The sequence below is a fragment of the Micromonospora hortensis genome, from assembly GCF_022230935.1.
GTDB classification, from domain to species: domain Bacteria; phylum Actinomycetota; class Actinomycetes; order Mycobacteriales; family Micromonosporaceae; genus Micromonospora; species Micromonospora hortensis.
This window is the reverse complement of record NZ_JAKKFE010000020.1, coordinates 202692-228303: the sequence shown is the minus strand read 5'-3', so window position 1 is coordinate 228303 and position 25612 is coordinate 202692. Positions and strand designations below refer to the sequence as shown.

The 25612-nt window shown below is 70.4% G+C and carries 22 protein-coding genes; 11 read left to right on the top strand and 11 right to left on the bottom strand.

The window, feature by feature from the left end:
• Position 1: 1 nt before the first annotated feature.
• The 4 genes from NIE111_RS15475 to NIE111_RS15460 all read right to left on the bottom strand — a co-directional run bounded on the left by NIE111_RS15475 (position 2) and on the right by NIE111_RS15460 (position 6194).
• A complete protein-coding gene (locus NIE111_RS15475) occupies positions 2-2194 on the bottom strand; it encodes a HelD family protein (protein WP_238685056.1) in 2193 nt (730 codons plus the stop codon).
• A gap of 319 nt (positions 2195-2513) precedes the next feature.
• Positions 2514-3068, bottom strand: a complete 555-nt coding sequence (locus NIE111_RS15470; protein WP_238685055.1) for a hypothetical protein — start codon at positions 3066-3068, stop codon at positions 2514-2516.
• A gap of 128 nt (positions 3069-3196) precedes the next feature.
• Positions 3197-5044 carry a glycoside hydrolase family 15 protein gene (locus NIE111_RS15465; protein ID WP_238685054.1) on the bottom strand — a complete coding sequence of 616 codons (1848 nt, stop codon included), beginning with the start codon at positions 5042-5044 and terminating at the stop codon, positions 3197-3199.
• A gap of 145 nt (positions 5045-5189) precedes the next feature.
• Positions 5190-6194, bottom strand: a complete 1005-nt coding sequence (locus NIE111_RS15460; RefSeq protein WP_238685053.1) for a LacI family DNA-binding transcriptional regulator — start codon at positions 6192-6194, stop codon at positions 5190-5192.
• Between the two features lie 181 nt (positions 6195-6375).
• On the opposite strand from NIE111_RS15460, the gene NIE111_RS15455 reads away from it, so the two are divergent.
• The 4 genes from NIE111_RS15455 (at position 6376) to NIE111_RS15440 (ending at position 11862) form a co-directional block, all read left to right on the top strand.
• Positions 6376-7641 carry an extracellular solute-binding protein gene (locus NIE111_RS15455; protein WP_238685052.1) on the top strand — a complete coding sequence of 422 codons (1266 nt, stop codon included), beginning with the start codon at positions 6376-6378 and terminating at the stop codon, positions 7639-7641.
• Positions 7638-8636: a carbohydrate ABC transporter permease gene (locus tag NIE111_RS15450; protein ID WP_238685051.1), complete on the top strand. Its 999-nt coding sequence runs from the start codon at positions 7638-7640 to the stop codon at positions 8634-8636. The genes NIE111_RS15455 and NIE111_RS15450 overlap by 4 nt, the downstream gene beginning before the upstream one ends.
• Positions 8637-8638: 2 nt before the next feature.
• Positions 8639-9499, top strand: a complete 861-nt coding sequence (locus NIE111_RS15445; protein WP_181539431.1) for a carbohydrate ABC transporter permease — start codon at positions 8639-8641, stop codon at positions 9497-9499.
• Between the two features lie 152 nt (positions 9500-9651).
• Entirely contained in the window at positions 9652-11862 is a 2211-nt protein-coding gene (locus tag NIE111_RS15440) for a beta-xylosidase/alpha-l-arabinosidase (RefSeq protein WP_238685050.1), read from the top strand.
• A 134-nt stretch (positions 11863-11996) separates the two neighbouring features.
• Here the strand turns inward: NIE111_RS15440 and NIE111_RS15435 are convergent, their stop codons facing one another.
• Together NIE111_RS15435 and NIE111_RS15430 are read right to left on the bottom strand one after the other, a co-directional pair.
• The gene (locus NIE111_RS15435) at positions 11997-12857 is read right to left on the bottom strand and encodes an oxygenase MpaB family protein (protein ID WP_238685049.1); all 861 of its coding nucleotides are present in this window, start codon (positions 12855-12857) and stop codon (positions 11997-11999) included.
• Between the two features lie 100 nt (positions 12858-12957).
• Complete coding sequence (locus tag NIE111_RS15430) at positions 12958-17040, bottom strand: tetratricopeptide repeat protein (RefSeq protein ID WP_238685048.1); 4083 nt, start codon at positions 17038-17040, stop codon at positions 12958-12960.
• A 77-nt stretch (positions 17041-17117) separates the two neighbouring features.
• Here NIE111_RS15430 and NIE111_RS15425 point away from each other — a divergent pair, with 77 nt between their 5' ends.
• Together NIE111_RS15425 and NIE111_RS15420 are read left to right on the top strand one after the other, a co-directional pair.
• On the top strand, positions 17118-17279 hold the full coding sequence (locus tag NIE111_RS15425) for a hypothetical protein (RefSeq protein WP_238685047.1): 162 nt from the start codon (positions 17118-17120) through the stop codon (positions 17277-17279).
• The gene (locus NIE111_RS15420; protein WP_238685046.1) at positions 17276-17914 is read left to right on the top strand and encodes a hypothetical protein; all 639 of its coding nucleotides are present in this window, start codon (positions 17276-17278) and stop codon (positions 17912-17914) included. The genes NIE111_RS15425 and NIE111_RS15420 overlap by 4 nt, the downstream gene beginning before the upstream one ends.
• A 52-nt stretch (positions 17915-17966) precedes the next feature.
• Here NIE111_RS15420 and NIE111_RS15415 read toward each other — a convergent pair whose 3' ends face one another.
• On the bottom strand, positions 17967-19013 hold the full coding sequence (locus tag NIE111_RS15415; protein ID WP_238685045.1) for an SMP-30/gluconolactonase/LRE family protein: 1047 nt from the start codon (positions 19011-19013) through the stop codon (positions 17967-17969).
• A gap of 353 nt (positions 19014-19366) precedes the next feature.
• Between NIE111_RS15415 and NIE111_RS15410 the strand changes: the two genes are divergently transcribed.
• The 3 genes from NIE111_RS15410 (at position 19367) to NIE111_RS15400 (ending at position 21554) form a co-directional block, all read left to right on the top strand.
• On the top strand, positions 19367-19882 hold the full coding sequence (locus NIE111_RS15410) for a SigE family RNA polymerase sigma factor (protein WP_238685044.1): 516 nt from the start codon (positions 19367-19369) through the stop codon (positions 19880-19882).
• Positions 19879-21048: a hypothetical protein gene (locus tag NIE111_RS15405; protein WP_238685043.1), complete on the top strand. Its 1170-nt coding sequence runs from the start codon at positions 19879-19881 to the stop codon at positions 21046-21048. Before NIE111_RS15410 ends, NIE111_RS15405 begins: the two co-directional genes overlap by 4 nt.
• Before the next feature lie 122 nt (positions 21049-21170).
• Positions 21171-21554 carry a hypothetical protein gene (locus NIE111_RS15400; RefSeq protein WP_238685105.1) on the top strand — a complete coding sequence of 128 codons (384 nt, stop codon included), beginning with the start codon at positions 21171-21173 and terminating at the stop codon, positions 21552-21554.
• A 15-nt stretch (positions 21555-21569) separates the two neighbouring features.
• Here the strand turns inward: NIE111_RS15400 and NIE111_RS15395 are convergent, their stop codons facing one another.
• The gene (locus NIE111_RS15395; protein WP_238685042.1) at positions 21570-21965 is read right to left on the bottom strand and encodes a hypothetical protein; all 396 of its coding nucleotides are present in this window, start codon (positions 21963-21965) and stop codon (positions 21570-21572) included.
• Between the two features lie 125 nt (positions 21966-22090).
• On the opposite strand from NIE111_RS15395, the gene NIE111_RS15390 reads away from it, so the two are divergent.
• Positions 22091-22321 carry a hypothetical protein gene (locus NIE111_RS15390; RefSeq protein WP_238685041.1) on the top strand — a complete coding sequence of 77 codons (231 nt, stop codon included), beginning with the start codon at positions 22091-22093 and terminating at the stop codon, positions 22319-22321.
• Between the two features lie 7 nt (positions 22322-22328).
• Here the strand turns inward: NIE111_RS15390 and NIE111_RS15385 are convergent, their stop codons facing one another.
• Positions 22329-23204 carry an alpha/beta fold hydrolase gene (locus NIE111_RS15385; RefSeq protein WP_238685040.1) on the bottom strand — a complete coding sequence of 292 codons (876 nt, stop codon included), beginning with the start codon at positions 23202-23204 and terminating at the stop codon, positions 22329-22331.
• A gap of 91 nt (positions 23205-23295) precedes the next feature.
• Positions 23296-23640 (bottom strand): DUF1330 domain-containing protein, encoded by a 345-nt coding sequence (locus NIE111_RS15380; RefSeq protein WP_238685039.1) that lies wholly within the window; start codon positions 23638-23640, stop codon positions 23296-23298.
• A gap of 121 nt (positions 23641-23761) precedes the next feature.
• On the opposite strand from NIE111_RS15380, the gene NIE111_RS15375 reads away from it, so the two are divergent.
• Entirely contained in the window at positions 23762-24604 is an 843-nt protein-coding gene (locus NIE111_RS15375; RefSeq protein WP_308193681.1) for a helix-turn-helix domain-containing protein, read from the top strand.
• Here the strand turns inward: NIE111_RS15375 and NIE111_RS15370 are convergent.
• Positions 24577-25581 (bottom strand): hypothetical protein, encoded by a 1005-nt coding sequence (locus NIE111_RS15370; RefSeq protein ID WP_238685038.1) that lies wholly within the window; start codon positions 25579-25581, stop codon positions 24577-24579. The two genes, NIE111_RS15375 and NIE111_RS15370, sit on opposite strands and share 28 nt — an antisense overlap.
• Positions 25582-25612 lie beyond the last annotated feature (31 nt).

Here is a 25612-nt window from a genome sequence, read left to right as displayed (position 1 = left end):
GTTAAGCCGCACAGCCTGATCGCTGCGTGAGTGTGAGCTGTCCGAGTTCCTGGGTGCATCGGGTGAGCGCGACGTAGAGGCCGTTCCAGCCGCGCGGTTCGGCGGCGATGCCCTGAGGGTCGATGAGGAGCGTCGCGTCCCATTCCAGTCCCTTGGACTGGGTCGCGGTGAGCACTGGCACATCACTCAAAACCGCTTGGAGTGTGGCGATGCGGTCCGCGGGGGCGATGACGCCGACAGTGCCGCCGTGCCACCGTTGCCGCAACTGCCGCACTGCTTCCACGGCGGCGTCGGCGAGCTCAGCCGGTGTGATCGTGCGCTCCCAGGGGGCGATGCCGGAGGAGCGTACCGCTCGTGGCGGGGTGTTGTGGCTGCCAGCCTTCGTCAAGACCGGTTCGGTGAGGTCCATGACCTCGCGGGGGGTCCGGTAGCAGATGGTGAGTTCCGCGGCGGTCCAACGGTCGCCGAAGGCAGCCCGTACCGCTTGTGCCCAACTGGTGTGCCGGTGGGCTGCCTCGGCCTGGTCGATGTCGCCGACGGCGGTGATGGAGCGACTGGGACAGCGCCGGAGGACCATCTGCCACTGCATTTCGGACAGTTCCTGCGCTTCATCGACGACGACGTGGCCGTACACCCAGGCGCGCTGGCGGCGAGCGCGTTCGGCGAGGAACTCGCCCTGTGGTTGCGGGGTGTCGACCTCGCCGAGCAGGTCGGCGAGCGCGTCAAGCAGGGGGATGTCGCTTGATGCCCATGGGGTGGGCTCGGCCACGACGGCGGTGATCTCGTCGGGGGACAGTTGCGGGGCGAACCTGGCCAGCAGGGTGCGGTCGGTCAGGAGGTCACCCAGCAGAGCTTCGGCGTCGAGGGTGGGCCACCATGCCTCGATGAACCGGGCGATGGTGGCGTTCTCGGCGATACGACAACGAAGCTGCTCGACTTCCTCCTCGGAGAGCAACCCGTCGATGTCGCTGCCGGTGGACGTCCGGGTGGAGGAGTGGTCCTGCCCCATGCCCTTGTCGACGCGGGCGAGGATGTCCTCGAAGCCTTCCTCCATCTCCGCCATCAGCGCCTCGCGCTGCTCGGCGACGACATCGGCAAGGAGGTGGTGCACCTGCTCGGCGAACGCCGCGCGGGCGCGGTGGTACGGGCGTCCCTGCACCGCCGAGGCGAGCGCCTGCGCCACGGTCGCGGCTGCAACGACGTAGAACTCGCCCTCCCAGCGCAGCTTCAGCTCGCGCGGTCGGGGGAGCAGCGACGCGACGTAGCCTTCGAGCGTGGGCTGCCAGAGAGCGCGACCCTTGATTTCGGCGAGAAGTCGGCTCTCGTCGCGGCCCACCTGAACGTCGGCCAGCAGGGTGTCGCAGGTCGCCGAGACGACGGCGGTCTCACCGAGCGCGGGCAGCACCTGGGCGATGTACTGCAGGAACCGCGGCGAGGGGCCCAGGACCAGGACCGCCTGGTCGGCCATCTTTCGGTGGGTGAACAGCAGGTACGCGACGCGGTGCAGGGCAACCACTGTCTTGCCCGTGCCGGGACCACCCTGGACGATCAGCGGGCCGGTCGCCTCCGCCCGGACGATGTCGTCCTGTTCGCGTTGCAGGGTGGAGATCGCTGTCGACATGCGACCGGTGCGCCGCTGGTCGAGGGCGGCCAGAAGAGCGCCTTCGCCGACGAGTTCCGCCGTTGCGCTCCCGTCCAGGGGCTCGTCGTCCACGCCGACGACGGCCGATCCCGTCGTACGGATGTGCCGGCGCCGCGCCTGACCCTGTGGGTCGACAGCCGTCGCGGTGTAGAACGGCCGAGCCGCGGGAGCGCGCCAGTCCACCAGCAGTGGCTCAGTGTCGTCGCCGTCATCACGGAGACCGACACGGCCCACGTGGCGCACTGTGCCGTCGAGGCCGTCGAGGCGGCCGAAGACCAACCCCTCATCTGCTCGCCGTAGCTCGTCGTACTGCTGCCGGAGCATGCGCTGCCGGGCCCGCTCCAACGCGTCCATGGGCTCCGACGAAAGTTCGACCTGTAGGTGATCGGCCAGCCTGTCGCGCCGGGCCGTGGCCAAGTCCAGAAACGCCTGTTCCTCGGCGACCGCGGACCGGCGCGCGGCACCCTCTGCGGTAGAGGCCGGCAGTTGGCCGTCAGGTGCTACTTCGCCAACGCCGGCGGTGCCGTTGCTCGGGGCAGACTTCCGGTGCATTCGCAAATCCTTGTATCGGGGTAACCCTCGGCCCGGATGAGCCGCAGCGCATTCGGCGGCAAGCATAGAGTTGGTTCCCCTCAACGGCCACGAAATCCGCCGGCAGAGATCGGAATCTCAATGCCTTGCAGTTCCGGGGATGCTTATGGCCTCACCGGTGCCATTTTCTTATTGACAGTCGAGCCTTTTTCTGTTCTGCGGATGCTTTCCGAGCAGTGAGGCGCTCTTCGGCCTCAGGTCGGGGGTTGGGTTGTTCTCAGCCGGACTCCGGGCGGAGTCGGCTGTCGCATCAGGGGCGGTGAGGGCCGTTCCGCGCAGGTCAGCTCAATGTGAAGGACACGTCGTCGACGTCGAAGGCGGTGGCGCCGTTGCCAGCCGTCTCGCTGGCGAGGAAGCTGGCCGTCGCGGTGCGCTCGGTAGTGCCCGTTCCGCTCGACATGACGTACTGCCGCCACTGCGCCCCGCCGTCGAAGGCCAGCGAGAACCTCGTCTTCGGGGGTATCCCGGTGACCGCCAGTCCGACGTTCAGGTAGTCGCCGCGGCGGGTCTCCGTGGTGGTGGTCCGCACCCAGAAGCGGACCGTCAGGTCGCAGTTGGCCGGCACTGTGACGGTGGTGCGCAGCAGGTCGGCACGCGTCACGTCCAGCCCGGCGAAGGTGGCGTACGCACGGTCGGTGTGTGCGGGTCGGGTCGCGTCGCCGAGCACGACGATGCGGGGGCCGGCCGTCCAGTCGGCGGTGCCGCGCTCGAACCCCGGGTTCGGGTGGATCTGCCCGCTGCAGGGCGGGTCGGCCGCTGGCTGGCCGTGGGATGCGCCGCCCGTGGCCAGGAGCAGCACTGCCGCAACCGAGATGGTGGTGACGAATGCCTTCATCGGTTCCCCCAGCGTCCATACATTCGAGACGGTCTATGTCTATCGACCATGCGCGATGGACGTGGGCGCGTCAAGCCCTTCCCGCCGTCGGCTCCGCGCCGGCGGCGGCTGACCGGAACATGCTGGCGCTAGCGGCGGCGGCGGGCGTCGGCCTCGGTGTCGAGAAGGTCGTTGAGCGTCAGCGCCGAGTTGATCAGTGAGAGATGGCTGAACGCCTGGGGATAGTTGCCGATCTGCTCCCCGGTCGCGGCGATCTCCTCGGCATAGAGGCCGAGGTGGTTGCTGAAGGTGAACATCTTCTCGAACGTGAGTCGGGCGTCGTCGAGGCGCCCGGAACGGGCCAGCGCCTCGACGTACCAGAAGGTGCACATGTTGAAGGTGCCCTCGTGGCCCGGGAGGCCGTCGGGGGAGTGGACCGGGTCGTACCGGTGGACCAGGCTGTCGGAAACCAGCTCGCGTTCGATCGCCTGCAGGGTGGACTGCCACAGCGGATCGCTCGGCGTGACGAAACCGACCGCCGGCATGGCGAGCAGCGCCGCGTCCAGCACGTTCTCGTCGTACGCCTGCACGAAGGTGCCGCGGGCCCGGTCGTATCCGCGCTCCATGACCTGGTTGTAGATGCGGTTGCGTTGCTCGGTCCAGCAGGTCATGTCCCCGGGGCGGCCGGTGCGGGTGGCCAGCCGGATGGCCCGGTCCAACGCGACCCAGGACATCACCCGACCGAAGGTGTAGTTGCGGGGGTGGTGGCGGCTCTCCCAGATGCCGGCGTCAGGTTGGTCCCAGTTGTGGCAGAGCCAGTCGACCAGCCGGACGGTGCTCTTCCACACCTGGTGCGAGACGCGGATGCCCTGCTCGTCGGCGAGGTGCATGGCGTAGAGGGCCTCGCCGTGGATGTCGAGCTGGAGTTGGTCGGCGGCGCCGTTGCCGATCCGCACCGGCCGGGAGCCTCGGTAGCCCTCCAGGTGGTCCAGCACCTCCTCATGCAGGTCGGAGGAGCCGTCCACCCGGTACATGATCTTCAGCGGGTCCTGGTGGTCGCCGGCCTCGCGGATCCGCTCGTCGAGCCAGTTCATGTACCGGCTGACCTCCTCGGTGAAGCCGAGGCCGAGCAGTGCGTGCACGGAGAACGACGTGTCGCGTACCCAGGTGTAGCGGTAGTCCCAGTTGCGGGTTCCGCCGACCAGTTCGGGCAGCGCGGCGGTGGGTGCGGCGATCATCGCGCCGGTCGGCGCGTACGTCATGAGTTTGAGCGTGATGGCCGAACGCTCGACCATCTCCCGCCAGCGGCCGGTGTAGCGGGAACGTTCGAGCCAGCGCCGCCAGTAGTCCCGGGTCCACTCGAACATGCCCTGGATCTCTTCCGGCGCGAAGATGCGCGGCTCGGTTCCGCCCGTCTCCAGGACCACCCCGCCGGTGTCGCCCTCGTTCAGCGTGCCGTACGCGACCAGGTCGCCGCCCTCAAGGTGGACGTCACCCTGTTCGGAGATCAGCCGCCGCACGGGGTCGACCGGGTTGAACGTCAGCGTCGCCGACCGGCTGCGGAAGACGTAACCGTTGTGGTGGCGCTCGAGCTGATGCTCTTCGCGGGCGTAGTCGAAGCGCGGGCGGCACTCCACCCGGAAGCGCATGCTGCCCCGGACCATGGTGACGGTGCGGACCAGCCGATGCGCGTCGGTGGCCCGCTCGCCGGTGACCGGCATGAAGTCCATCACCTCGGCCACCCCGTCGGCGCTGATGAACCGGGTGATCAGGATGGGCGTGCCGGGGAGGTAGAGCTGCTTGGTCACGTACCGCACGTCGTGCGGCGCGATCTGGAAGTAGCCGCCCTTCTCCTTGTCCAACAGGGCGGCGAAGATGCTCGGCGAGTCGAACCGCGGCGCGCAGAACCAGTCGACGGTCCCGTCACACGTCACCAGCGCGGCGGTCTGCAGGTCGCCGATGAGCCCGTGATCCTCGATCGCCGGATAGCTGTCCACGTCTCTCCCCGGTTCGGCTGCGTCCTGCGCACCGAACCTAGGGGAGGAATTGTCGACTTAGGTGAGATTCACGTTCCGCCACCCTGTCGCGTGCCCGCACGTGCCACGGCGACGGCCGGGGTGCTGCGCCGCCTGGCCCCGGACGTCAGTGCAGCGGGCGGCAGGAGGAACGGATGACCAGCTCGGTGGGGAGCCGGATGTGGGTGTCGCGTTCGACGCCGGCGATCAGGTCGACGAGCAGGCGCAACGCCTCGGCGCCCATCCGTTGCAACGGCTGCATGATGGTCGTCAGCGGCGGGTTGACCAGCGCGGACTCCGGCACGTTGTCGAAGCCGATCACCGACAGGTCGTCGGGCACCGACAGGCCCATGTCGCGGGCCACTGTCATCGTGGAGATAGCGGAGAGGTCGTTGCCCGCGAAGATCGCGCTCGGCCGGTCGGTGAGGGCGAGCAGCTCCGCGGCGGTGCCGGCGGCACTCTCGATCCGGAACCCGCCGACGCGGACGAGCCGCTCGTCCACCGGCACGCCGGCCTCGGCCATCGCACTGCGGAAGCCGGCCTCGCGCAGCTGCGCGGACTTCAGGTCGGTGCGTCCACTGATGTGCCCGATCCGCGTGTGGCCGAGGGACAGCAGGTAGTTGGTCGCCAGCACCGCGCCGGCGAAGTTGTCCGAGTCGACGGTGGGCAGGTCGGACGGCCCGGTGTGGGGGTCGACGGCCACGACGTGAAAGCTGTGTTCGGTCTCGACCACTGTCGGTGTGACGATCACGGCGCCGTCGATGAGTGTGCCGGAGAGCCGGGCGAGCGAGCGCCGTTCCCACCCCACCGCGGCGCCCTCGCCGTCCCCGCTGGAGTAGGCAAGCAGTTGGTATCCGCTCCCGGCGACCTCCTGCGACGCCCCCTTGAGCAGTTCGGTGGAGAACGGCTCGAACTCGGCGACCAGGATGCCGAGCACGTTGGTGCGGTGGCTGCGCAGGCTCTGCGCCCCCAGGCTCGCCTCGTAGCCGAGCTCATGGATGACCCGCTGGACGCGCTCCACGGTCGCCTGGGCCACGCCGTAGCGGCCGTTGACGACCTTCGACACGGTCGCGACCGAGACGCCGGCAGTACGTGCCACATCCGACATCTTGACGCGCTGCTGAAACACCACGTCGATGATGATAGGGCCCCGCCGGGGGCCCGTCGTCAGCGACTCGAAAACGTTATCGATACCGATTGACATCAAGTTACATGACTGTAAAACTTCGCCGCAGGCCGAGTACCGCGACTGACTAGTCGAGGAGACATCGATGGCAACGAAGCGGCGTGCGAGTGCCGTTCTGGCACTGTTAATGACAAGTGTTGTCGTCCTCGCCGGGTGTTCCGGCGGCGGCGAAGAGGCGGCCCCTCAGAGCGAGCTGTACAAGGACCCGGTGACCCTGAGCTGGTGGCACAACGCCTCACAGGACGGGCCCGGCAAGACCTACTGGGAGAAGGTCGCCAAGGACTTCTCCGCACTTCACCCCACCGTCAAGATCGAGATCGAGGCGATCGAGACGAACCAGCTCCAGCGCACCCGGCTCCCTGCCGCGCTGCTGAGCAGCGACCCGCCGGACATCTTCCAGGCCTGGGGCGGCGGCGAGATGACCGAGCAGGTGGAGGCCGACTACCTCAAGGAAATCACCGACCAGACCAAGACCGAGGTCGGCGACATCGGCAGCGCCGCGGAGATCTGGCAGGTCAAGGGCAAGCAGTACGGCCTGCCGTTCCGGATGGGCATCGAGGGCGTCTGGTACAACAAGGAAATGTTCGCCAGGGCGGGCATCGCGGCTCCGCCGACCACCTTCGAGGAGCTCAACACCGCGGTCACCAAGCTCAAGGCGATCAACGTCATTCCGATCGCCGTGGGTGCCGGTGACAAGTGGCCGGCCGCGCACTGGTGGTACAACATGGCGCTGCGCGCCTGCTCGGTCGACGCCCTCAAGAAGGCCTCCGCGGAGAAGAACTTCGACGATCCGTGCTTCGTGAAGGCCGGCCAGGACCTGAAGGCGTTCATCGACACCAAGCCGTTCCAGCCCAACTTCATCGCCACGCCGGGCCAGAACGACCCGACCAGCGCCAACGGCATGCTCGCCAACGGCAAGGCCGCGATGGAGCTCATGGGTGACTGGAACCGCGGCACGCTGGACACCGTCACCACGGACAAGGCGAAGCTCGCGTCGTTCCTCGGCTGGTTCCCGGTGCCGGCGATCTCCGGTTCCCCGGGCGACCCGAAGGCGGCTCTCGGCGGTGGCGACGGGTTCTCCTGCGCCAAGAACGCCCCGGCGGAGTGCGTCGAGTTCCTCAAGTACCTCGTGAGCCCCGAGGTGCAGAGGGGCTACGCCGAGACCGGCACCGGCCTGCCTGTCGTCAAGGGCGCGGCGGACGCCGTGAAGGACCCCGCGCTGAAGTCCATCCTGGAGGCCACCTCCGGGGCGAGCTACGTCCAGCTCTGGCTGGACACTGCGTACGGCAGCACGGTCGGCAACGCGATGAACGACGCGATCGTCGCCATCTTCGCCGGCAACGGGACGCCTGAGAAGGTCGTCTCGGCAATGAAGGCGGCCGCAAGCAAGTGACCTCCGCCAACCAGATCCGTATGCCCGCCGGCGGCGCTTCCGCGTCGCCGGCGGGCCCCCACAAGGCCGGGCGCGACTCCGCCCGCCGAGCCGACAACCGCCGCAAGTGGTACGAGATCATCGGGCTCACCACGCCGGCCGTCCTGATCTACGTGATGTTCGTGCTGGTGCCGATGGGCTTCGCGGTCTACTACAGCCTGTTCCGGTGGCGCGGGGTCGGCCCTCCCACCGAGTTCGTCGGTCTGCGGAACTACACCCTCGCCTTCCAGGATCCGATCTTCCTCGACGCGTTGCGCAACAACGCGATCATCGTCTTCGGGTCGCTGCTGATCCAGGGCCCGATCGCCCTGGGCGTCGCCCTGCTGCTCAACCGTCGCTTCCGTGGGCGGGCAGTGTTCCGCCTGCTGGTGTTCGTGCCGTACGTGCTGGCCGAGGTCACCGTCGGCATCATGTGGAAGCTGCTGCTGACCGGCGAAGGCACTGTCGACGCGCTGCTGCGGTCCCTGGGTATGGGCGGCCTGGTGCAGGCCTGGCTGGCGGACCTGGATGTTGTCATCTGGACCCTGCTGGCCATCCTCACCTGGAAATACGTCGGCTTCGCCATCATCCTGCTCCTCGCCGGACTGTCCAATGTGCCCGACGAGCTGACCGAGGCGGCGGCCATCGACGGCGCGAGCTGGTGGCAGATCCAACGGCACGTCACGATCCCGCTGCTCGGCCCGACGATCCGGATCTGGATGTTCCTGTCCATGATCGGCTCGCTGCAGATCTTCGACATGATCTGGGTGACCTCGGTGCCCGCGGTGCGATCCCTCGGCGCATCGGCCACCATGGCGACGTACATGGTGGACAACGGGTTCTTCGCCCGGCTGTGGGGCTATGGCAACGCTGTGGCGGTAATCCTGTTCGTCATCTCCTTCGTGGCGGCGCTGCTGTTCCAGCGGTTCCTGCTCCGCCGCGACATCGAGGGCGCCATCACCGGAAGGGCGAAGTGACGATGGCCGTGAACTCGGTTCTCCCCCCGTCCACCGGACGCCGTCAGGTCTCCTGGGGCACGCCGCTCACCTACGCGCTCGCCCTCGCGATCGCGGCGGTGTCGATCGCCCCGGTCATCTACGTGGTCATCGGAGGCTTCCGCACCACCCCGCAGATCGTCGCGGACCCGGCCGGCCTGCCCGACCCGTTCGTCTGGGACAACTACGCCAGGGTGCTGACCCAGAGCAACTTCTGGCAACAGGCGTTCAACAGCGCGGTCATCGCCCTGGGAACCACGCTGGCCGTGGTCGTGCTCGGACTCGCCGCCGCGTTCGTGCTCGCCCGCTACAGCTTCCGCGGGCGGGAAGGGCTCTACACCTTCTTCACCCTCGGTCTGCTGTTTCCGGCCGGGGCGGCGATCCTGCCGCTCTACCTCATGCTGCGTGACCTGAACCTGATCAACTCCTACTACGCGGTGATCCTTCCGCAGGTCGCCTTCTCCCTGCCACTGACGATCGTGATCCTGCGTCCCTTCCTCTCGGCCATCCCGCGAGAGTTGGAGGACGCAGCCGCCATCGATGGCGCGAGTCGACTCGGCTTCCTCTGGCGCGTCGCGATGCCGTTGTCGCGGCCCGCGCTCGTCACCGTTGGCGTCCTGGCGTTCGTGGCGAGCTGGAACTCGTTCCTGCTGCCGCTGCTCGTGCTCAGCGACGTCAACCTGCACACCCTGCCGCTGGGCGTGCAGAACTTCTCCAGCCAGTACACCACCGACACGGCAGGCGTCCTCGCCTTCACCTCGCTGGCGATGCTGCCGGCACTGCTCTTCTTCACGCTCGCGGAGAAGCAGATCGTCGGAGGCCTGCAGGGCGCGGTCAAGGGCTGAGCGGCAGCGGCACGAGCACAACCACAGGAAGGCACAGCATGACTGAGGTCCACACGGTAGTGGGCGGGCCGACGCCGGCTCAGACAGGGCCCGAGCACGGACGACCGGACGCTCGCGACGGCGAGGCCCGCGTCCGCGATCTCCTCGGCCGAATGACGATCGAGGAGAAAATCGCCCAGCTCGTCGGCTTCTGGGAGAAGGAAGACGGCGAGGCGGTGGCCCCTATGCAGGGAGAGTTCGGCGGGAACGCCAAGCTCGAAGAGTTCTCCCGGCACGGGCTCGGTCACCTCACCCGCACCTACGGCACCCGCCCCGTGGACGCGGCCGAACACGCGCCCTGGTTGTGGAAGTTCCAGCGCGACCTGGTCACCGGAACCCGGCTCGGCATCCCGGCGATCGTCCACGAGGAGTGCCTCACCGGGCTGTCCGCGTGGAAAGCAGCCACCTTCCCCACCCCGCTGGCCTGGGGTGCCGCGTTCGACCCCGAACTGGTCACCGAGATGGCCGCGGCGATCGGCGCCTCGATGCGGGCCCTGGGCATCCACCAGGGGCTCTCTCCGGTGCTCGACGTTATCCGTGACCCCCGCTGGGGCCGGGTGGACGAGTGCATTGCCGAAGACCCGTACCTGGTCGGCACCATCGGCACGTCGTACGTGCGCGGTCTGCAGTCGCAGGGGGTGCACGCCACCCTCAAGCACTTCGCCGGATACTCCGCCTCGCGCGCCGGGCGCAACTTCGGCCCGGTGCACATCGGCCGCCGGGAACTGGCCGACGTCCTGCTCCCTCCGTTCGAGATGGCGATCATCGACGGTGACGCCCGCAGCGTCATGCACTCGTACACCGAGATCGACGGGATGCCCGTCGCCGCCGACCCGACCATGCTGACCGGCATCCTGCGCGACCAGTGGGGCTTCGACGGCACGGTGGTGGCCGACTACTACGGGGTCGCGTTCCTGAACCTGTTGCACCACGTGGCGAGCGATCACGCGGAGGCGGCCGGGCAGGCGCTGACCGCCGGCCTCGACGTCGAACTGCCGACCGGAGACGCCTATCTGACCCTGGGGGAGTCGGTGCGGGCGGGCGCCCTCGACGAGGCGCTCATCGACCGCGCGGTGCTACGGGTACTGCGCCAGAAGCTGGACCTGGGTCTGCTCGACGCGACCTTCGACGACGAGCCGCCCCAGGCGATCGACCTGGACTCGCCGGAGCACCGGTCGATCGCCCGCCGGCTCGCCGAGGAATCGATAGTGCTGGTCGCCAACCAGGACGCGCTGCCGCTGCCGTCGGGGCGACGGGTGGCCCTCATCGGCCCGAACGCCGACCGGCAGAGCGCGCTCTTCGGGTGCTACTCGTTCCTCAACCACGTCCTCGTCCAGCACCCCGGCGTGGAGACCGGCATCGAGGTGTCGACAGTGCTCGACGCCGTGCGAGCCGAGTTCGGCGGCGACCTCGTCACCTGGGCACGCGGCTGCGACGTGGACACCGACGACCGGTCCGGCTTCGACGAGGCCGTCACCACGGCCTCCGACGCGGACGTCGCCGTCCTGGTCGTCGGCGACCACGCCGGCCTCTTCGGGCGCGGCACCGTCGGCGAAGGCTGCGACCGGGACGACCTGGAACTGCCGGGCGTCCAACGCGAACTGGTCGAGTCGGTGCTGGCGACCGGCACACCTGTCGTCCTCGTGCTGCTCACCGGCCGGCCGTACGCGATCGGCTGGGCGCTCTCACGCTGCGCGGCGGTGGTGCAGGCGTTCTTCCCGGGTGAGGAGGGCGCCGGGGCGATCGCGGGAGTGCTCTCCGGGCGAGTCAACCCGTCGGGCCGGCTGCCGGTCAGCCTGCCCGGGTCGGCCGGCGCGCAGCCATACTCCTACCTGCACCCCACCCTCGGCGCGGGGAACGCGGGGACCAACCTGCTGGCGACGCCCGTGGCGCCGTTCGGCCACGGCCTGTCCTACACGACGTTCGCGTACAGCCAGCTCACAGTGCCCGCCACGGTGCCCACCGACGCGGCGATAGGGGTGACGGTGCGGGTGACGAACACCGGCGCGGTCGCCGGCGACGACGTGGTCCAGCTCTACGGTCGCGACCTGGTCGCCTCGGTGACCCGGCCGGTGGCGCAGCTGCTCGGCTACCGGCGAGTCCATCTGGAACCGGGCCAGTCCGTCACTGTCGAGCTGACCGTGCCCACCACCCGTCTGGCCTTCTCCGACCGCACGTTCACCCGCGTGGTGGAGCCCGGCGACGTCGAGCTGTGGGTCGGCACCAGCGCGCGGCGGGACACCCAGGCGGTGACCACGCTGGTCGGTGACACCGTCCCGGTCACCACCGCCTCCCCACGCTGGACCACCACCGACGTCCGCTGACAGCCGGTCCGCCGACTGTCCCCAGCGGGCAGTCGGCGGACCGGTCCCACTCGCACGCCGATCTGCGCGCTGACCTCACACGGAAAGCGCAGGGCCCGGCGCGTGCGAGCCGGCGACGCCAGCACCACGAGGTGTCACTCGGGCACGCGGTCCTGGTGGGGGCCGAGCTGGCTGATCTCGTACCCGTCGGGATAGCTCTTGGCTGTGATCCCGTCGGCGAACAACGCGGTCGTCCGCGGCACACCGAACCATCGCTGCAACCGCGAGCGCGTCCGCAAGGCCAGGTGCAACCCCGCCCGGACCGGCCAGACCGGCGTGTCGACCCGCGTCGCGCCCCGCAGCGGCGCGTCGTACAGGGCGCTGACCAGTGCGTTTCCCAGTGGGGCGAGCATTCGGGGGATCCGGGTGAGCATCAGCATGCGGGTGGCGCGTTCGATGGCCGCCGCGTCGTCGTTGGGTTGCAGGTGAGCGGCGTCGTACGCGTCGAACCAGGTCTCGAACTCGTCGTACGACCCGGGGATGTCGGTGATGCCCATCCGTCGGCCGAGCTCCCGATAGAACAGGTGCGTGGCGTGACGTTCGTGGCAGCAGGGTGGGCGCCAGCCGTACTCCTGCAACCACCGGGTGGGGATCACGACCAGGCAGCCGAGGACGTAGCGGAAGTCGTCGTTGCTGATGTCGTACCGGCCGTGGATCTGGTTGACGCGCCGCAACGCCTCGCGGCCCCGAGGCTGGTCGAAGCCGTTGAGCACCATCTCGTACATCAGCAGGCCGGTGTCGTCGATCCGCTTCTGGGTGCGTTCGGTCAGCTCGCCCGTGGCGGTGTGCACCGTGGCGATGGCGGGGATGGAGAACGACCGGTTGAAGGCGAGGTTGAGCCCCAGCTTCATGTCCCACGGAAACTCGTAGCGCAGCATGGTCTGGTAGATGACCAGGTGGTCGCGCTCCGGGTCGAGAGCACGGGTGCGGGTCAGGTTGTCGTAGCGGCCTCTCATCGGCGGACCCCCGGGTTCTGGTCATCCATCCAGGTGACGGTTGTCAGCGGGCTGCCACGGACGGTGCGCCATCAACCGAGTGTACGGGTGGCGGAGTGGGTCAGGTCGGCTCGCCGGTGGTCGGTAGCACCGCGATCAGGTCGAGCACCTCGACGGCGTTGGCCGGGCCGACGGTGTCGGTGAGGATGGCGGTGAACGCCTCGTCGCCGAGCCCGGCCCGCAGCTCGCGCAGCGCGTTGAGGTCCAGCGCCGCGTTCGTCGACCCGATCTGCCGGTCGATGCTCAGTGCCTCGACGATCAGTGGGATGCCCTCCGCCGGGTGGCCCTGCTCGACGCGCAGCTGCCCGATCGCCACCTGGTCCAGTGCCACCTCCTCCCAGTTGCCCTGCTCACGGTCGATCCGCAGGCAGGTCCGGTAGCACCGTTCGGCCAGGACCCGGTCGCCGCGCAGACCGGCCACCCGGCCAAGGTGGAAGGTGCTGTTGGAAACGCCCGACAGGTTCCCGAGCCGCTTCTTGATCGCGATGGAGCGGCGGTAGAACTCATCCGCGTCGGCGAGGTCCTCCTGCTCCTCACAGACCCGGCCGAGCTGGTGCAGGACGATGGCCTGGTTGGGCTCGTGGCGCAGCACGCGGTAGACCTGCAGCGCCTGCTCGTAGCGGGACCGGGCTTCGGCCAGCCGGCGGGTCTCCAGGCCCACCCGGCCGAGGTCCTCGTGGCACTTGGCGACCCCCGCCTGGTAGCCGGCGGCGGCGCAGATCGGCAACGCCCGCAGCAGGCACATCCGGGCGGTGCCGAACTCACCCGCCTGGGCGGCGGTGATGGCGAGCAGGACGTAGCCACTGCCGAGCGGCGTCGGGTGGGAGCCGTCGAACCGGAACCGCAGGTACGCCTCGACCCACTCGGCCCGCTGCGCCGCCTGCCGCCGGTCGAGGTGCCGGGCCAGCAGGTCGGAGAAGGCTCGCGCGCCCAGTTCCAGGCGCTGCACAGCCAGCCATTCCAGTGCCGCCTGGAGCGGCGGCTCGTCGTCCCCGCCGATCGCGTTGAGGGTGTGCGGCACCGCCTCGGCGGCCCGGCCGAGGACTGTTCGGACGCCGCCGAGCAGTTCGTCGCAGCGGCGCAGCAGCGGGTCTTCGCCGAGGGCCGCGACGATCGTCCGGGCGCGGGCGAAACAGCTCTCGGCGAATTCGAGGTCGTCGAGGTCGCGGGAGAGGTGACCGAGCAGCAGCGAGCACTCCGCGATGTGACCGTTGCTGCCGGCCTCCTCGAAGATCTTCAGGGCGGCGCGGACCCGCTCCTCGGCGGTCTCGTACGCGAACCTGGCGAGGTCGATCCGCCCGAGCATGACCAGCCCGCTGCCCTGCTGGACCCGGACGCCCAACCGTCCGTAGGCGGTGATCGCCACCTGGATGCACTGCTCGGCCTTCACGAGGTCGCGGGCCTCGAAGGCGAGTACGCCGATCTGGTGGTGGCTCGCCGCGATCCCCTCCAGGTCGTCGAGGTCCCGGGCGATCGCCAGCTCCTCCAGGTAACGCGACATGGCCAGCTTGGCGTCGCCGTTGCCGCGGGCGATGCCGGCGAGCTGGTGCAGGGTCCGGGAGACCGCCGAGCGGTCGTCGAGCCGGCTCAGGATCGTCAACGCCTCCTGGAACAGCCGGTCCGCGGTTGCCCGGTCACCCCGGTTGTCGGCGACCAGGCCCAACTGGTGCAGGAGTTTGCCGACCCCGCTGTCGTCGCCGAGATCCCGGTAGACGGCAAGCGCCGCCTCGTAGCGCTGCGTCGCCTGCGGGTACTCGCCCCGGCTGAGGTGCACGTCGCCGAGTCCCTTCAGGAAGCTCGCCCCGCGCGCCGAGCCGGGGGGCGCCATCGGCAGCAGCTCCCGCCAGATCTTCTCCTCCCAGGCCCAGTGCCCGGCCGCGTGCAACTCCTGGCAGGCCAGTTCGGAGTAGGTGACGACCTCGTCGGTGTCACCCGCCACCAGGTGGTGGTACCGCGCCTCGACGGCCCGGCGGATGTAGTCGTGCTGGTCGGTGCTGGATCGGGCCCGCCAGCCCCAGTAGCGGCCCGCCCGGCGATGCGCGTCCACCACCGCGTCGCGGCCGGCGATCCGCAGCAAACTCGCCGCCGTCCACCGGTGCACCAGGTGGCCCCCGGTCACCGGGGCGAGCAGCCCCAGCTGCGACAGCGTCTCGACCGACTCGTCCAGCCCCGCCGGTTCCGGTGGTGGGTCGTCGCCGTCCGTCGAGTCGGCGAGCTGCCAGGCGAGGCCGGTCCGGTCCGCCGGGGTGCGGTACACCGCCGCGCCGAGCAGCAACCGACGGGCCGCCGGGACGGCCTCCAGGCGGGCGAGCAGCCGGGGCAGCAGCACATCCTCGGCGGCCAGCGCGCCGGCCTCGGCCAGCGGCGTGCCGACCTCGGCCGGCCCGGCGTCCCGGCCACCGCCGGCCGCGGCCAGGCGGCCGGCCACCTCGTCGGATCGCGCGTTGCCGCCGTGCAGCAGGCCGTCGAGGTATTCCAGCGCGCGCGGGTGACCACCCAGCCGGTGCCACATCCGTTGCTGTTCGGCCGGCGCCAGTTGGCCGACGCCCGGCAGCCGCCAGAGCAGCTTGCGGGTCTCCTGCCAGGAGAGCGGACCGAGGTGACAGGTTTCCAGACCGGCGACCGGGAACGGGTGCCGGCTGGTCACGACCAGCTCGTGGCGGGACGCCCAGGCGGCGAGGAACGCGGCCAGGTCCGCGTCGGCCAACCGGTGCTCGGCGTCCAGGGCGTCCTCGGCGTTGTCGAGGACGAGCAGCAGTGCCGGGCCGCCGGTGCCGATCGCGTCCAATCGTCGCCGCCAGTCCTGGCCCGGCGCGGCGAGGGCGACGAGCCATCGCCGCAGCGGGTCGTCCGGTGCCGCCCGGACGCACCGGCTCTCCACCTGACGGCGCAGCTCGTCGAGGATCCCGTCGACTGCGGCGTCGCCGTGGGTCGCCACGACGATGCCACCCGTGTCGCGGAACCGCCGCGCGAGTTCCGCGGCGAGACTCGTCTTGCCGATCCCGCCGATGCCGTGGACGAGCACCCGAAGCTTTCCCCGCGACAGCCGACGCAGGATCTCCCGGCGGCCCACGAAGTCCGTGGGCGCGCGCACCACGCCGTCCCCGACGATCGACTGGACGGGCGGCGCGGCGACGGCAGCGCCGCCCCGTCCGCCGGCCAGCCGCAGCCCGGGGTCGGCCAGGAACAGCGTCGGCACCCACCACTCGGCGGCGGTCGGGGCCAGCTCGCGGCGTACGGCGGAGACCTCCGCCAACAGCTCCGGCTCGCTGCTGGCGGCCAACCGCTCGTAGAGCCGAGCGCAGAACTCGATGGTGTACCCGTCGCTGACCGTCCCGTTCATCGCCAGCACCGCCGGCGCGCCGTGGGTCAGCAGCGCGCCGGCCAGTCCGGGCAGCTCCCGTTGATCCTGCCGGGCGGTGGAGCAGCCGGCCAGCACGATCAACGGTACGGTCCGGCCCGGCGGCAGCACCTCGGCCAGGAACCGCGCGGCGTCCACGCGGTCCTCCGTGCCGGTGGGGGTCTCCAGCAGCAGCGCGCCGGGGCGCGCGTGACTGGAGACGTGCAGGACGTGGAAGGGCTCCTCGGCGAGGGCGGCCCGGATCGCGGCGGCGCTGCCCCACTCCAGGACGCGCACCCTCACCCCGTGCCGATGCCCGGGCTCCACAGCGCCGAGGATCCGACCGAGTTCCCGCTCGTGGTCCAGCAGCGGGTGGGTCGAGTCGTCCGGGCTCGCGATCGCCGCGAGCATCCGCAGCGGGCCGTCCACCCGGACCGTGGGTGCCGGTATGTCGGGGCCGATCCGGCAGACGTCGACGTCGGGGCGCAGTGCCAGCGGCAGTTCCTCGCCGGGCAGCACCAGGGTTTCCCAGGGCAGGTCGGCCAGGGCCGGGTCGGCGACCTCGATGCCGAGCCGGTGCCGGCCGGGGCGGTCCAGTTCGGCGCGCAGGGCCGGGCCGGGGGCGTCGAGGAAGCGGCGGCCGAGCACGACGCCGACCTCGTACGACAGCTCCACCGAGGGGCCGCCGCGCAGTCGCCAGAGCAGGTCGGCGCTACGTTGGTCGGCGGGGCCCACAGGGTGCCGACGCCGGTCTCCCCGAACGGCCAGGACCACGTCGGTCGCGCTGACTGTCAACCGGATCACGAAGGCCCCCCCCCTGCGGTCGCCCGGCGGACGACCCGACGCCGAAGTGGATTGCCGGGCTGACCGATACTGTATCCATGGCTGACGATCCTGAGGAGATTGCGCACGTCAACGCCGTGCGGATCAACGACAGCGGCGAGCTGGAGTTCTTCGACGGCCAGCGCTGGGTGCCGTACACCGATCTGCCCGACGACGAGAACGGTCCGCTGGGTGTCGTCTTCCGCGACGACAGCCGATGACCGGGGAGTCGCCGACGGGCGGCGCGGGACTGGACGCGCTGCCGTCCCCGTTGGACTCCGTGGCTGACAGTCGGGCGGCGGCTCGGTGGATCATCTCCTCGGCCGGCGCGGTGGGCGCGCTGCTGCTCGGCGGCGGCCCGCTGATCGCCGCCGGCAAGGTCACCGACTGGGCCCACGCGGCGTGGGCGGGCGGCGGTCTGCTGGTGACGCTGCTCGGCGTGGCCTGGGCGATCTGGCGGACCAGCGAGGTGCTCGTCCCGCCGATGACCACGCCGGCGACGCTCAGCGGGCCGGAGCTGCGCGGCCTGCGCGAGCGGCTGGAGGCCGAGCCCTGGTACCACTTCGGCGGGTACGCCGTCGACGTCGACGGTCTGCTGCGTCATCGCCGCATCGCTGCGGAGATCACCCGCCGCCTGTCGACGGTCCCGCCGCAGGAGCGGGCCGCACTCCGGGCGGGGCTCGCCACCGCGCGCCGCAACATCGCCCGGACCGATCCGTACCTGCGCTGGCTGCTCGCCACTGCGCACGCCTGGCAGGTCCGGGAGGCGTTGCGCCGGGCCCGACGGCAGACCTTCCTGGCCGCCGCGCTGGTGGTGGTCGGGGCGGTGGTGTTCATCGCCGCGACCGCCGGATAGCGCGCCGCTTTCGTCGGGCTACGACGACAGCGGCGCGCCATCCAGCCGTCGGTCAGTACGGATATCCGGGAACGTTCAGTCGCACGCTGTACAGCCCGGAGTCGCCCCACCGGCCCGACGTGACGAAGAGGGTCTGCCGGTCGGGGCCGCCGAACGCCACATTGGTGGTGCCGGAGTTGCCGGACCGGATCGTGCCGAGCTGGGTGCCCGCGGGGGAGTAGACGTGGACCAGGGAGTCCCCGCCCGAGGTCCAGTACACGTTGCCGGCGCAGTCGATCGTGCCGCCGTCCGGGCCGCCGATGTAGTTCACGAAGACGCTGCGGGCGCCGATGCTGCCGTCGGGCTGGACCGCGTACTTGTAGATCTTGTTCTCGGAGTAGGCGCCCACGTACAGCGCGGTTCCGTCCGGTGAGAGCGAGATGCCGTTGGGTTGGCGCAACCGGTCGTCGACCAGCGACACCTGCCCGTTGGAGACGCGGAAGACGCTGGTACGCCCGCTCATCTGGTCCGGGCGGTTGCCGCGCTGGAAGTTGGGGTCGGTGAAGTAGACGACGCCGTCGGAACGGACCGCGACGTCGTTCGGCGAGTTGAAGGCCCGGCCCTGGTAGTTCGGCGCGACGGTGCTGCGGGCCCGGTCGCTCAGCCGGTAGGCGGACACGCTGCGCTGGTCGTGGGTGGCCGCGACGAGCTGCTGGCCGTCGGCGCTGAGGGCGAGGCCGTTGCTGCCGGCGTCGGCGATGAACGTGTCGAAGCTCGCCGGCGGGGTGAACCGGCGGATCGTCGACGGCTGGACGTTGTACGGCCCGGTGCCGGCGGTCATGTCGGAGAACAGCAGGTAGCCGCCGTCGGCGACCCAGACCGGCCCTTCGAGGAACGTGAACCCACCCTGGATTCGCGGGGCCGTCACGGTGCTGGCCGGCAGCGGCGGGCCGTAACTGGCCCCCGTCGGGCAGGCCCCGGGCGGTGCGCCGGGCGGACCGGCGAGCGCGGCGTGAGCGCTGACATGCGCGGCGGCGACGGCAGCACCGGCGGGCACGGGGGTGGCGCTGACCGCCAGGCACAGGCCGGCCAGTGCGGCAATGGTTGGACGCCAGGTCATCGAATACTCCAATCGGCGTCGAGGGTGGCGATGGCCGGCGTGCGAGGTCGGTGGCTGGCACGGCGTGAGGGCGGGCCGTCGATGTGGGTATTCGGGAGCCTAGGTGATGAGCTGGCAACCCGCAGCAATCTTTCGGCGTTGATTCCGAGCGGCACGAGGGCCAGAAACACAAAGACGCTGGTCAATGTCAGAGCGGTCTCCGGAAATCTTTCCGGTACAACCACAGTGGACAGCTCAGTGATGGCGGGACACCCCCGGGCCCGGCCGAGCGGTAGGGCTTCCGACCGTTCTTCGACGGGGACGCAACCTGATGACCGTCCGGTCCCGTCGAGCATGCGGAGGAGGGAGCCTCGATGGTGGAAGCCGAGGGTGAGTTCGTGGAGTACGTCTCCGCGCGACTGCCGAGCCTGCATCGGACCGCGTTCCTGATGTGCGGCGACGCCCATCTGGCCGACGACGTGGTGCAGCAGACGGTGACGGCGCTCTACGTGAACTGGCGCCGGGTCAGCCGGGCCGACAACGTCGACGCGTACGTACACCGGATGCTGGTGCACAAGCTCGTCGATGAGAAGCGGTTGAACTGGGCGAAGGTTCGCCTGCTGGGGTCGGTGCCGGTGCCGGAGCGCTCGCCGGTGACACCGCACGACGACCTGGCCGAGCGAGACAACCTGCTCGCCGCGCTCGCCAGCCTCCCGCGCGGCCAGCGCACCGTGCTGGTCCTGCGGTTCCTGTGCGACCTGTCGTTGACCGACACGGCCGCCGCGATGGGCTGCTCGGAGGGCAACGTGAAGTCGCAGACGGCTCGAGCGTTGGCGGCCGTCCGCCAGGTGCTCGACGTGACCGAGATGTCAGTGAGGAGTCCGAGATGACCACCGTGGACGAGCAGCGGATCGCCGAGCTGTTGCGGGCGGCGCCGGTGCCGGAGCCTCGGGTCGACCTGAGCCGGGCGGTCCGCGACGGTCGGCGGCGCCGACGGCGTCGCCGTGTCGGTGGGATCGCCGCGCTGGTGGTGCTGGCCGGGGTCGGTGTCGTGGGTGCCGTTCAGGTCGGTGCGACCACCGGCCCGCCGGGTCCGACCCCGCCCGCGCTCGCGGTGACACCGGAGAACACCGGGTCGATCGCCCCGCGCCCGCCGGTCACCTGCCAGGCGTCGTGGTTGCCGCAGCCGGTCAAGGGTCCGGTCGCGGTGGCCAAAAGCGTTGATCCCACCGGACGGCACATCGTCGGCGACATCGGCACCGGGCAGGAGGACGGACGGGTAGTGCTGTGGACCGACGGCCGGCCGGTCGTCCTGCCGGCGACCGCGCGGCACGCGGCCGCGGTCAACACCCGTGGCTATGTGGTGGGCACCAACGGAGACGGCACCGGATGGCTGTACCGGGACGGGAAGCTGCGTTTCCTGGCGACGCCGCCCGGCTACGACACGGTGCTCGTGCACGCCATCAACGGCCGGGGCGACATCGTGGGCACCGCCGACCGGTCCGACGACTCGCACCAGGCTGTGCGCTGGTCGACGGACCACCCCCAGAAGTACCGGTTGGTCGGCCAGCGGGGGTCGTCCGCGACCGGGATCACCGAGGACGGCACGATCGTCGGCACCGTGGGCGAACAGCCCTACCGGTGGACGCCGCAGGGCGTCGGGGCGGCGTTGGCGGTGCCCGACGGCTACCCGCGGGCGTCGGTCGAGTCGGCGCGGGGCGAATGGGCGATCGGCATGGTTCCCGGCGACCAACGCAGCGGCGCCGTGCAGATGCTGCCGGTGCGGTGGAATCTCACCACGGGAGCGGTGAGCCTGTTGCCCTTCCCGGGGGCGAGCGCCATCGCCGGCAGTGGTGACGTGCTGGTCGCCGACGGTGCGCCGCTGGTCGTCGCCCCGGACGGCACCTCCCGCCGATTGGCGGGCCGACCGGAGGTGCGGGCGACCGAGGCGGGCACCTACACGGCCGAGGCGATCAGCGACGACGGTCTGACGGTGGTCGGGGCCGTCTACGAGAACCGGGCGTATCGGCCGCTGGTATGGCGGTGCACGCGCTGAAAGGGTGAGCAGCCCAATCTGAACTCCGTCGTGGGGGCGTGCCGTCCGGACCGTTTCAACCGAGCCGGTCCGTGGGTACGCTCCCACCGCTGATCACCCGACCGACGGAGACTCCCGTGATTATGGCTCTGCTGCTCGACCTCGCCAACATCGTCGGTGGCTTCCTGCTCGCCGTTGCGGTGCTGCGGCTGCTGCCGCGCGTCGGCGACGACCTGGGCCGCCTCGCCGGTCGGGCCGCCCCGATCGCGTGGGTGGTCGGCCTCGTGGCCCTGGTGACCGGCGGCTACTACCTCATCGTCCATTTGGTGTCCGGGCCCCGGGTGTTCCACTTCGAGGTGGTGGGGATCGGTGTGGGGCTCGCCCTGCTGTGGGACCGGTTGACCGGGCGGTCGACGCCGCGCGACGAGCGGTCGGACGGCGCCACCGGCGTCCGGCTGTTGCTCGCGATCTTCGGCCTCATCGCGATCGTCGTCGGCGTCCAGGGGCTGTTCACCCCCGACGGGTGACAGCCAGTCACGCGGTCAGATGGTGGACGGTCGCGGCGCCCGGGTACCCCCGGCGCTGGCGATCAGGAGTATCACCGCTGGTAGGAACGCGACGCCGATGCCCAGCCCGAGCAGCAGACCCCATCCCGTGAGGACGAGCGCGGCCACCAGATCGGCGACCACGGTCAGCCGACCGACCCGTTGCGCGAGGACGGGCAGCAACGCCGCGACGACGGGAACGCCGAGCAGGTAGCCGGCCGCCGCGCCCGAGTCGTCCACGGTGAAGGGAACCAGCACGGCGGCCACCAGCACGGTGATCGCCAGGGCCGACCATCTGAGCACCGAGCGGGTGTTGGCCGGCTTACGGATCAGGACCACGAGACCGACGAGCAGGACACCCACGATTGCGCCGACGGTCGCCAGACCAGTCATAAATGCCCTCCTCGACCGCAGCGGGTGGCGTTTAATCGAAGACGGCGGATCGTCGCCCCCGCGTCTCACGATACGGCTGGTCGGCCAGCCGCACGAGATCCAGCGTCGAGCAAGGAGGTCCTGGCATGCCTCTCCTGCGAATCCACCTCGGCACCGACCGGGGCACCGCCCGCCGGGTGTTGCAACTGCATCAGCAGGGCAGGGCCCATCACGAGTCGCGGGAGGCGGCCCGGGAACAGGCGTGGCGTCAGGGCCGCACCCCGGCCGGTGACCCGGTCTTCGTCGGCGTCACGAACGGCCGCCGCGACGTGCAGTTGCTCTACGACGTCGAGGTCTACTCGGAGGCGACCGGTTGAGCGGACGTCAGCCCGCGTCCAGCACCTCCCGCAGCCGCGCGGCGAACTCCTCGGGCTTGCCCGCGTAGCCGAACTCGCCGCCGAGGAACCCGCCGTGGTGGCTCGGGAACACCACGGCCTCCTGGCCGAGCAGCGCCGCGAGGCCCAGGGCGGTGCGGGCGGTGTACGTGCCAGCCGACTCCTCGCCGACAGCGACAACGATCCGGGTGGGCGCGGCGGTGAGCACGCTCGCGTCGGGACGGTAGTCGGTGATCGCCCACGAGTTCCGCGACAGCAGCGGGTCGTCGCGGCTGCCATCGTCGTCGGCGGCCATGCCGAACATCGCCGGGTCGGGAGCGGGCTGGGCGAAGTAGGCATCGGTGAACTCGCCCTGCCATGACGTCATGGCGATGAACGCGGCCATCCCCGCACCCGAGCCCTTCGCCTGGTACGCCTCGTAGAAGCCGGCTCGGGCGCGCTCGGCGGCCGTGGCGTCGGGGAGCACAGCGTTGATCGGCGGTTCGTGCGCCACCAGGGTGGCGACGTCGTCGGGGTGGGTGGCGACCAGTTCGAGTGCTGTCACCGCGCCGCCGCTACTGGCGAACACGTCGACGGGACCGACGTCCAGGGCCTGGATGAGCGCGTGCAGGTCGGCGGCCTGCTGCTGCGGCGTGTGGTCGGACCGACCGTCCTTGCGGACGCTGCGGCCCAGACCACGCGGGTCGTAGGTGAGCACCGTGCGGTCCGTGAAGTGCGGCGCGAGCTGTACGAAGCCCTCGGCCGCCATCGGCTGGCCGATCATGAGCAGCGCGCGATGGGCGCCAGCGGGAGGTAGCGGGCCGCGGACGTCGTAGACCAGGTCGACGCCGGGAATGGCCAGGGTGTGCGTCTGGGTGTCCTGCATTCGATGAGACTACGGACGGCCGACCTGTGTCGGGGTGCCTTGCGGGCGGCGAGCCGTCGGGTTCTTCGGGACGGCGCTCGCGCGTCGGGTGCTACCGATCGGTGGTACGGCGGATGGCCGCGGCCATCTGCGACGAGTCGTGGCCCGGCTCGACTCCGTCGACGAGAATCACCTCGCCGGTGAGGTGCCTCGTCCGCAGGGGCTTGATCTCCTGATAGGCGCTGGACCGGTACCAGGAGCGGGCCCGGTTCAGGTCGGGGAACTCGATGACGATCACGTCGCCGGGCCAGTCGCCCTCCAGGACGTCGACGGCGCCGCCGTGGACGATGAACCGGCCCGCGAAAGGCGCGAGGGTGGCGTCGATTCGCTCCAGGTACGTCAGCACCTCGGCGTGGACGGGTGCCTTACGGAGGTGTGCGAGCGCGTACGCGGTCATGGTTGTCGGTCCTTCGCGTTGTGTTTTCTCAGGTGGGAGTCGATTTTTTCAGTGTCGTGGTGGGCTGTCGATTACCTCGCAGGTAATGGCTCGGCCGTCGGTGCGGAACTAGGGTCGGTGAGTGAGGATCTCGACCCGACACGGGCGACCAGTGGGGGAGCTGCTGCGCGACTGGCGCCGGGCTCGCGGAATGAGCCAGCTCGACCTGTCGATCGAGGCGGGAGTCTCGGCCCGGCACCTGAGCTTCGTCGAGACCGGGCGGTCCCGGCCGAGCCCCGACCTCATCCTGCGGCTGGCCGAACACCTGGAGATGCCGCTGGCCGAGCGCAACACGATGCTGCTGGCCGGCGGTTACGCGCCCGCCTTCCCGCGCCACGAACTGGGCGACCCCGAGCTGACACCCGTCCGGGCCGCCGTACGGCGGATCCTCGATGGTCACAGCCCGTACCCCGCGCTGCTCGTCGACCAGCACTGGCACCTCGTCGACGCCAACCCTGCCGTCGCCCTGTTCACCATGGACGCGCAGCCCCACCTGCTCACTCCACCGATCAACGTGTTGCGCCTCAGCCTGCACCCCGACGGTCTGGCACCGCGCATCGTCAACCTGCCCGAGTGGCGCGCCCACCTGCTGAAACGGCTGCACCAGCAGGCGGCGACAACCAACGACCCGATCCTGTACGACCTGCACGAGGAGCTTCGCGGTTATCCCGGTGGCGACGTCGAGACGACACCGCCAGGCGATGCCGTCTCACGTGTTCTCGTCCCGCTGCGCTACCGGCACGGTGACCAGGAGTTGTCCTTCGTCAGCACCACGACCCTCTTCGGTACGCCGCGGGAGGTCACAGTCGCCGGGTTGGCCGTCGAGGCGTTCTTTCCCGCTGACTCGGCGACCACGCAGACCCTCCGGGCCCGTGCCGATCATGACTCGGCTGCCCGTCATCCTGCGGGAGCGGGCGGCGGCTGACGGAGCGCGTCGCCGATGATGCCGGGCATCCGCCGGGCCACTCCCGCAAGGAGATCCGCTACCTGCACTCGCGGATCGTCTCGGGAGTCGACCATCACCAGCCCCGCCAGGGGCGACACCCCGTTCGGCAACGTCCCAGCCCGGTCGACGCCGGCCGCCGACGCGTAGCCGTCGGCCAACACCCGCTGCAGGCGGGTCAGTCGGTCGGCCGTCAGGGCGCTCTGCTCGTCGTGGGTCACCAGCACCTGCCGCCGGCCGCCGCTCCAGGACAGGACCGTCTCCGCCAGCGCCGGCAGCAGCGGTTCCAGTGGGGGAGGGACCGTGCGGTCGTCGACGTCGAGCCTGGCCACCACGGCCCGCACGTGACTCGGGCGGAGCCCGTCGAGGACGGCGTCGGCCACCGTGCCGAGGCCGTGGCGTCGCAGCGCGTCCCGGGCCTGGAAGAACCGCCGCACGGTCTGGTCGACCGGAAGTCGCCGCTTCATCCGGACCAGATCGACGAACGCCGAGAGGAAGGCGGCCCAGTCGCCGTCGGTCGAGCGTCCGGCCTCGTGCAGGGCGAGAGCCGCCGGATGGTGCTCGCGCGCCAGGCGGGTACCCGCCGCGTACGACGGCTCGGTGAGCAGGAAGTCCACGATCCGGGTGACGAGGAAGAACTCCTTGTCGATGAGGTGGACGTGCGCGCGGCCGGCCAGCGCAGCCAGGAACCACTCCAGTGCCTCGTCCGCGCCCGAGCCGCGCAGGAACCGGCCTGACTTGAGCTCGTGCGGCGCGAACCGGAACCCGGACCGCAGGGCGGTGATGAGCGCGACCGCCTCGTCGACGGTCAGGTCGACGCTCGCGTGCGTGATCACCGGGGCGGTCGAGTGCAGCAGGTTCGTACCCGAGAATCCCGACTCGTCGCAGGCGATCTCCACGACGGCGCCGACCACCACCGCGCCGCCGGGCGGTAGTCCACCTTGCAGAGGCGATCTCACCCCCGAACTCCCGCCATGCCGCCCATGGTCA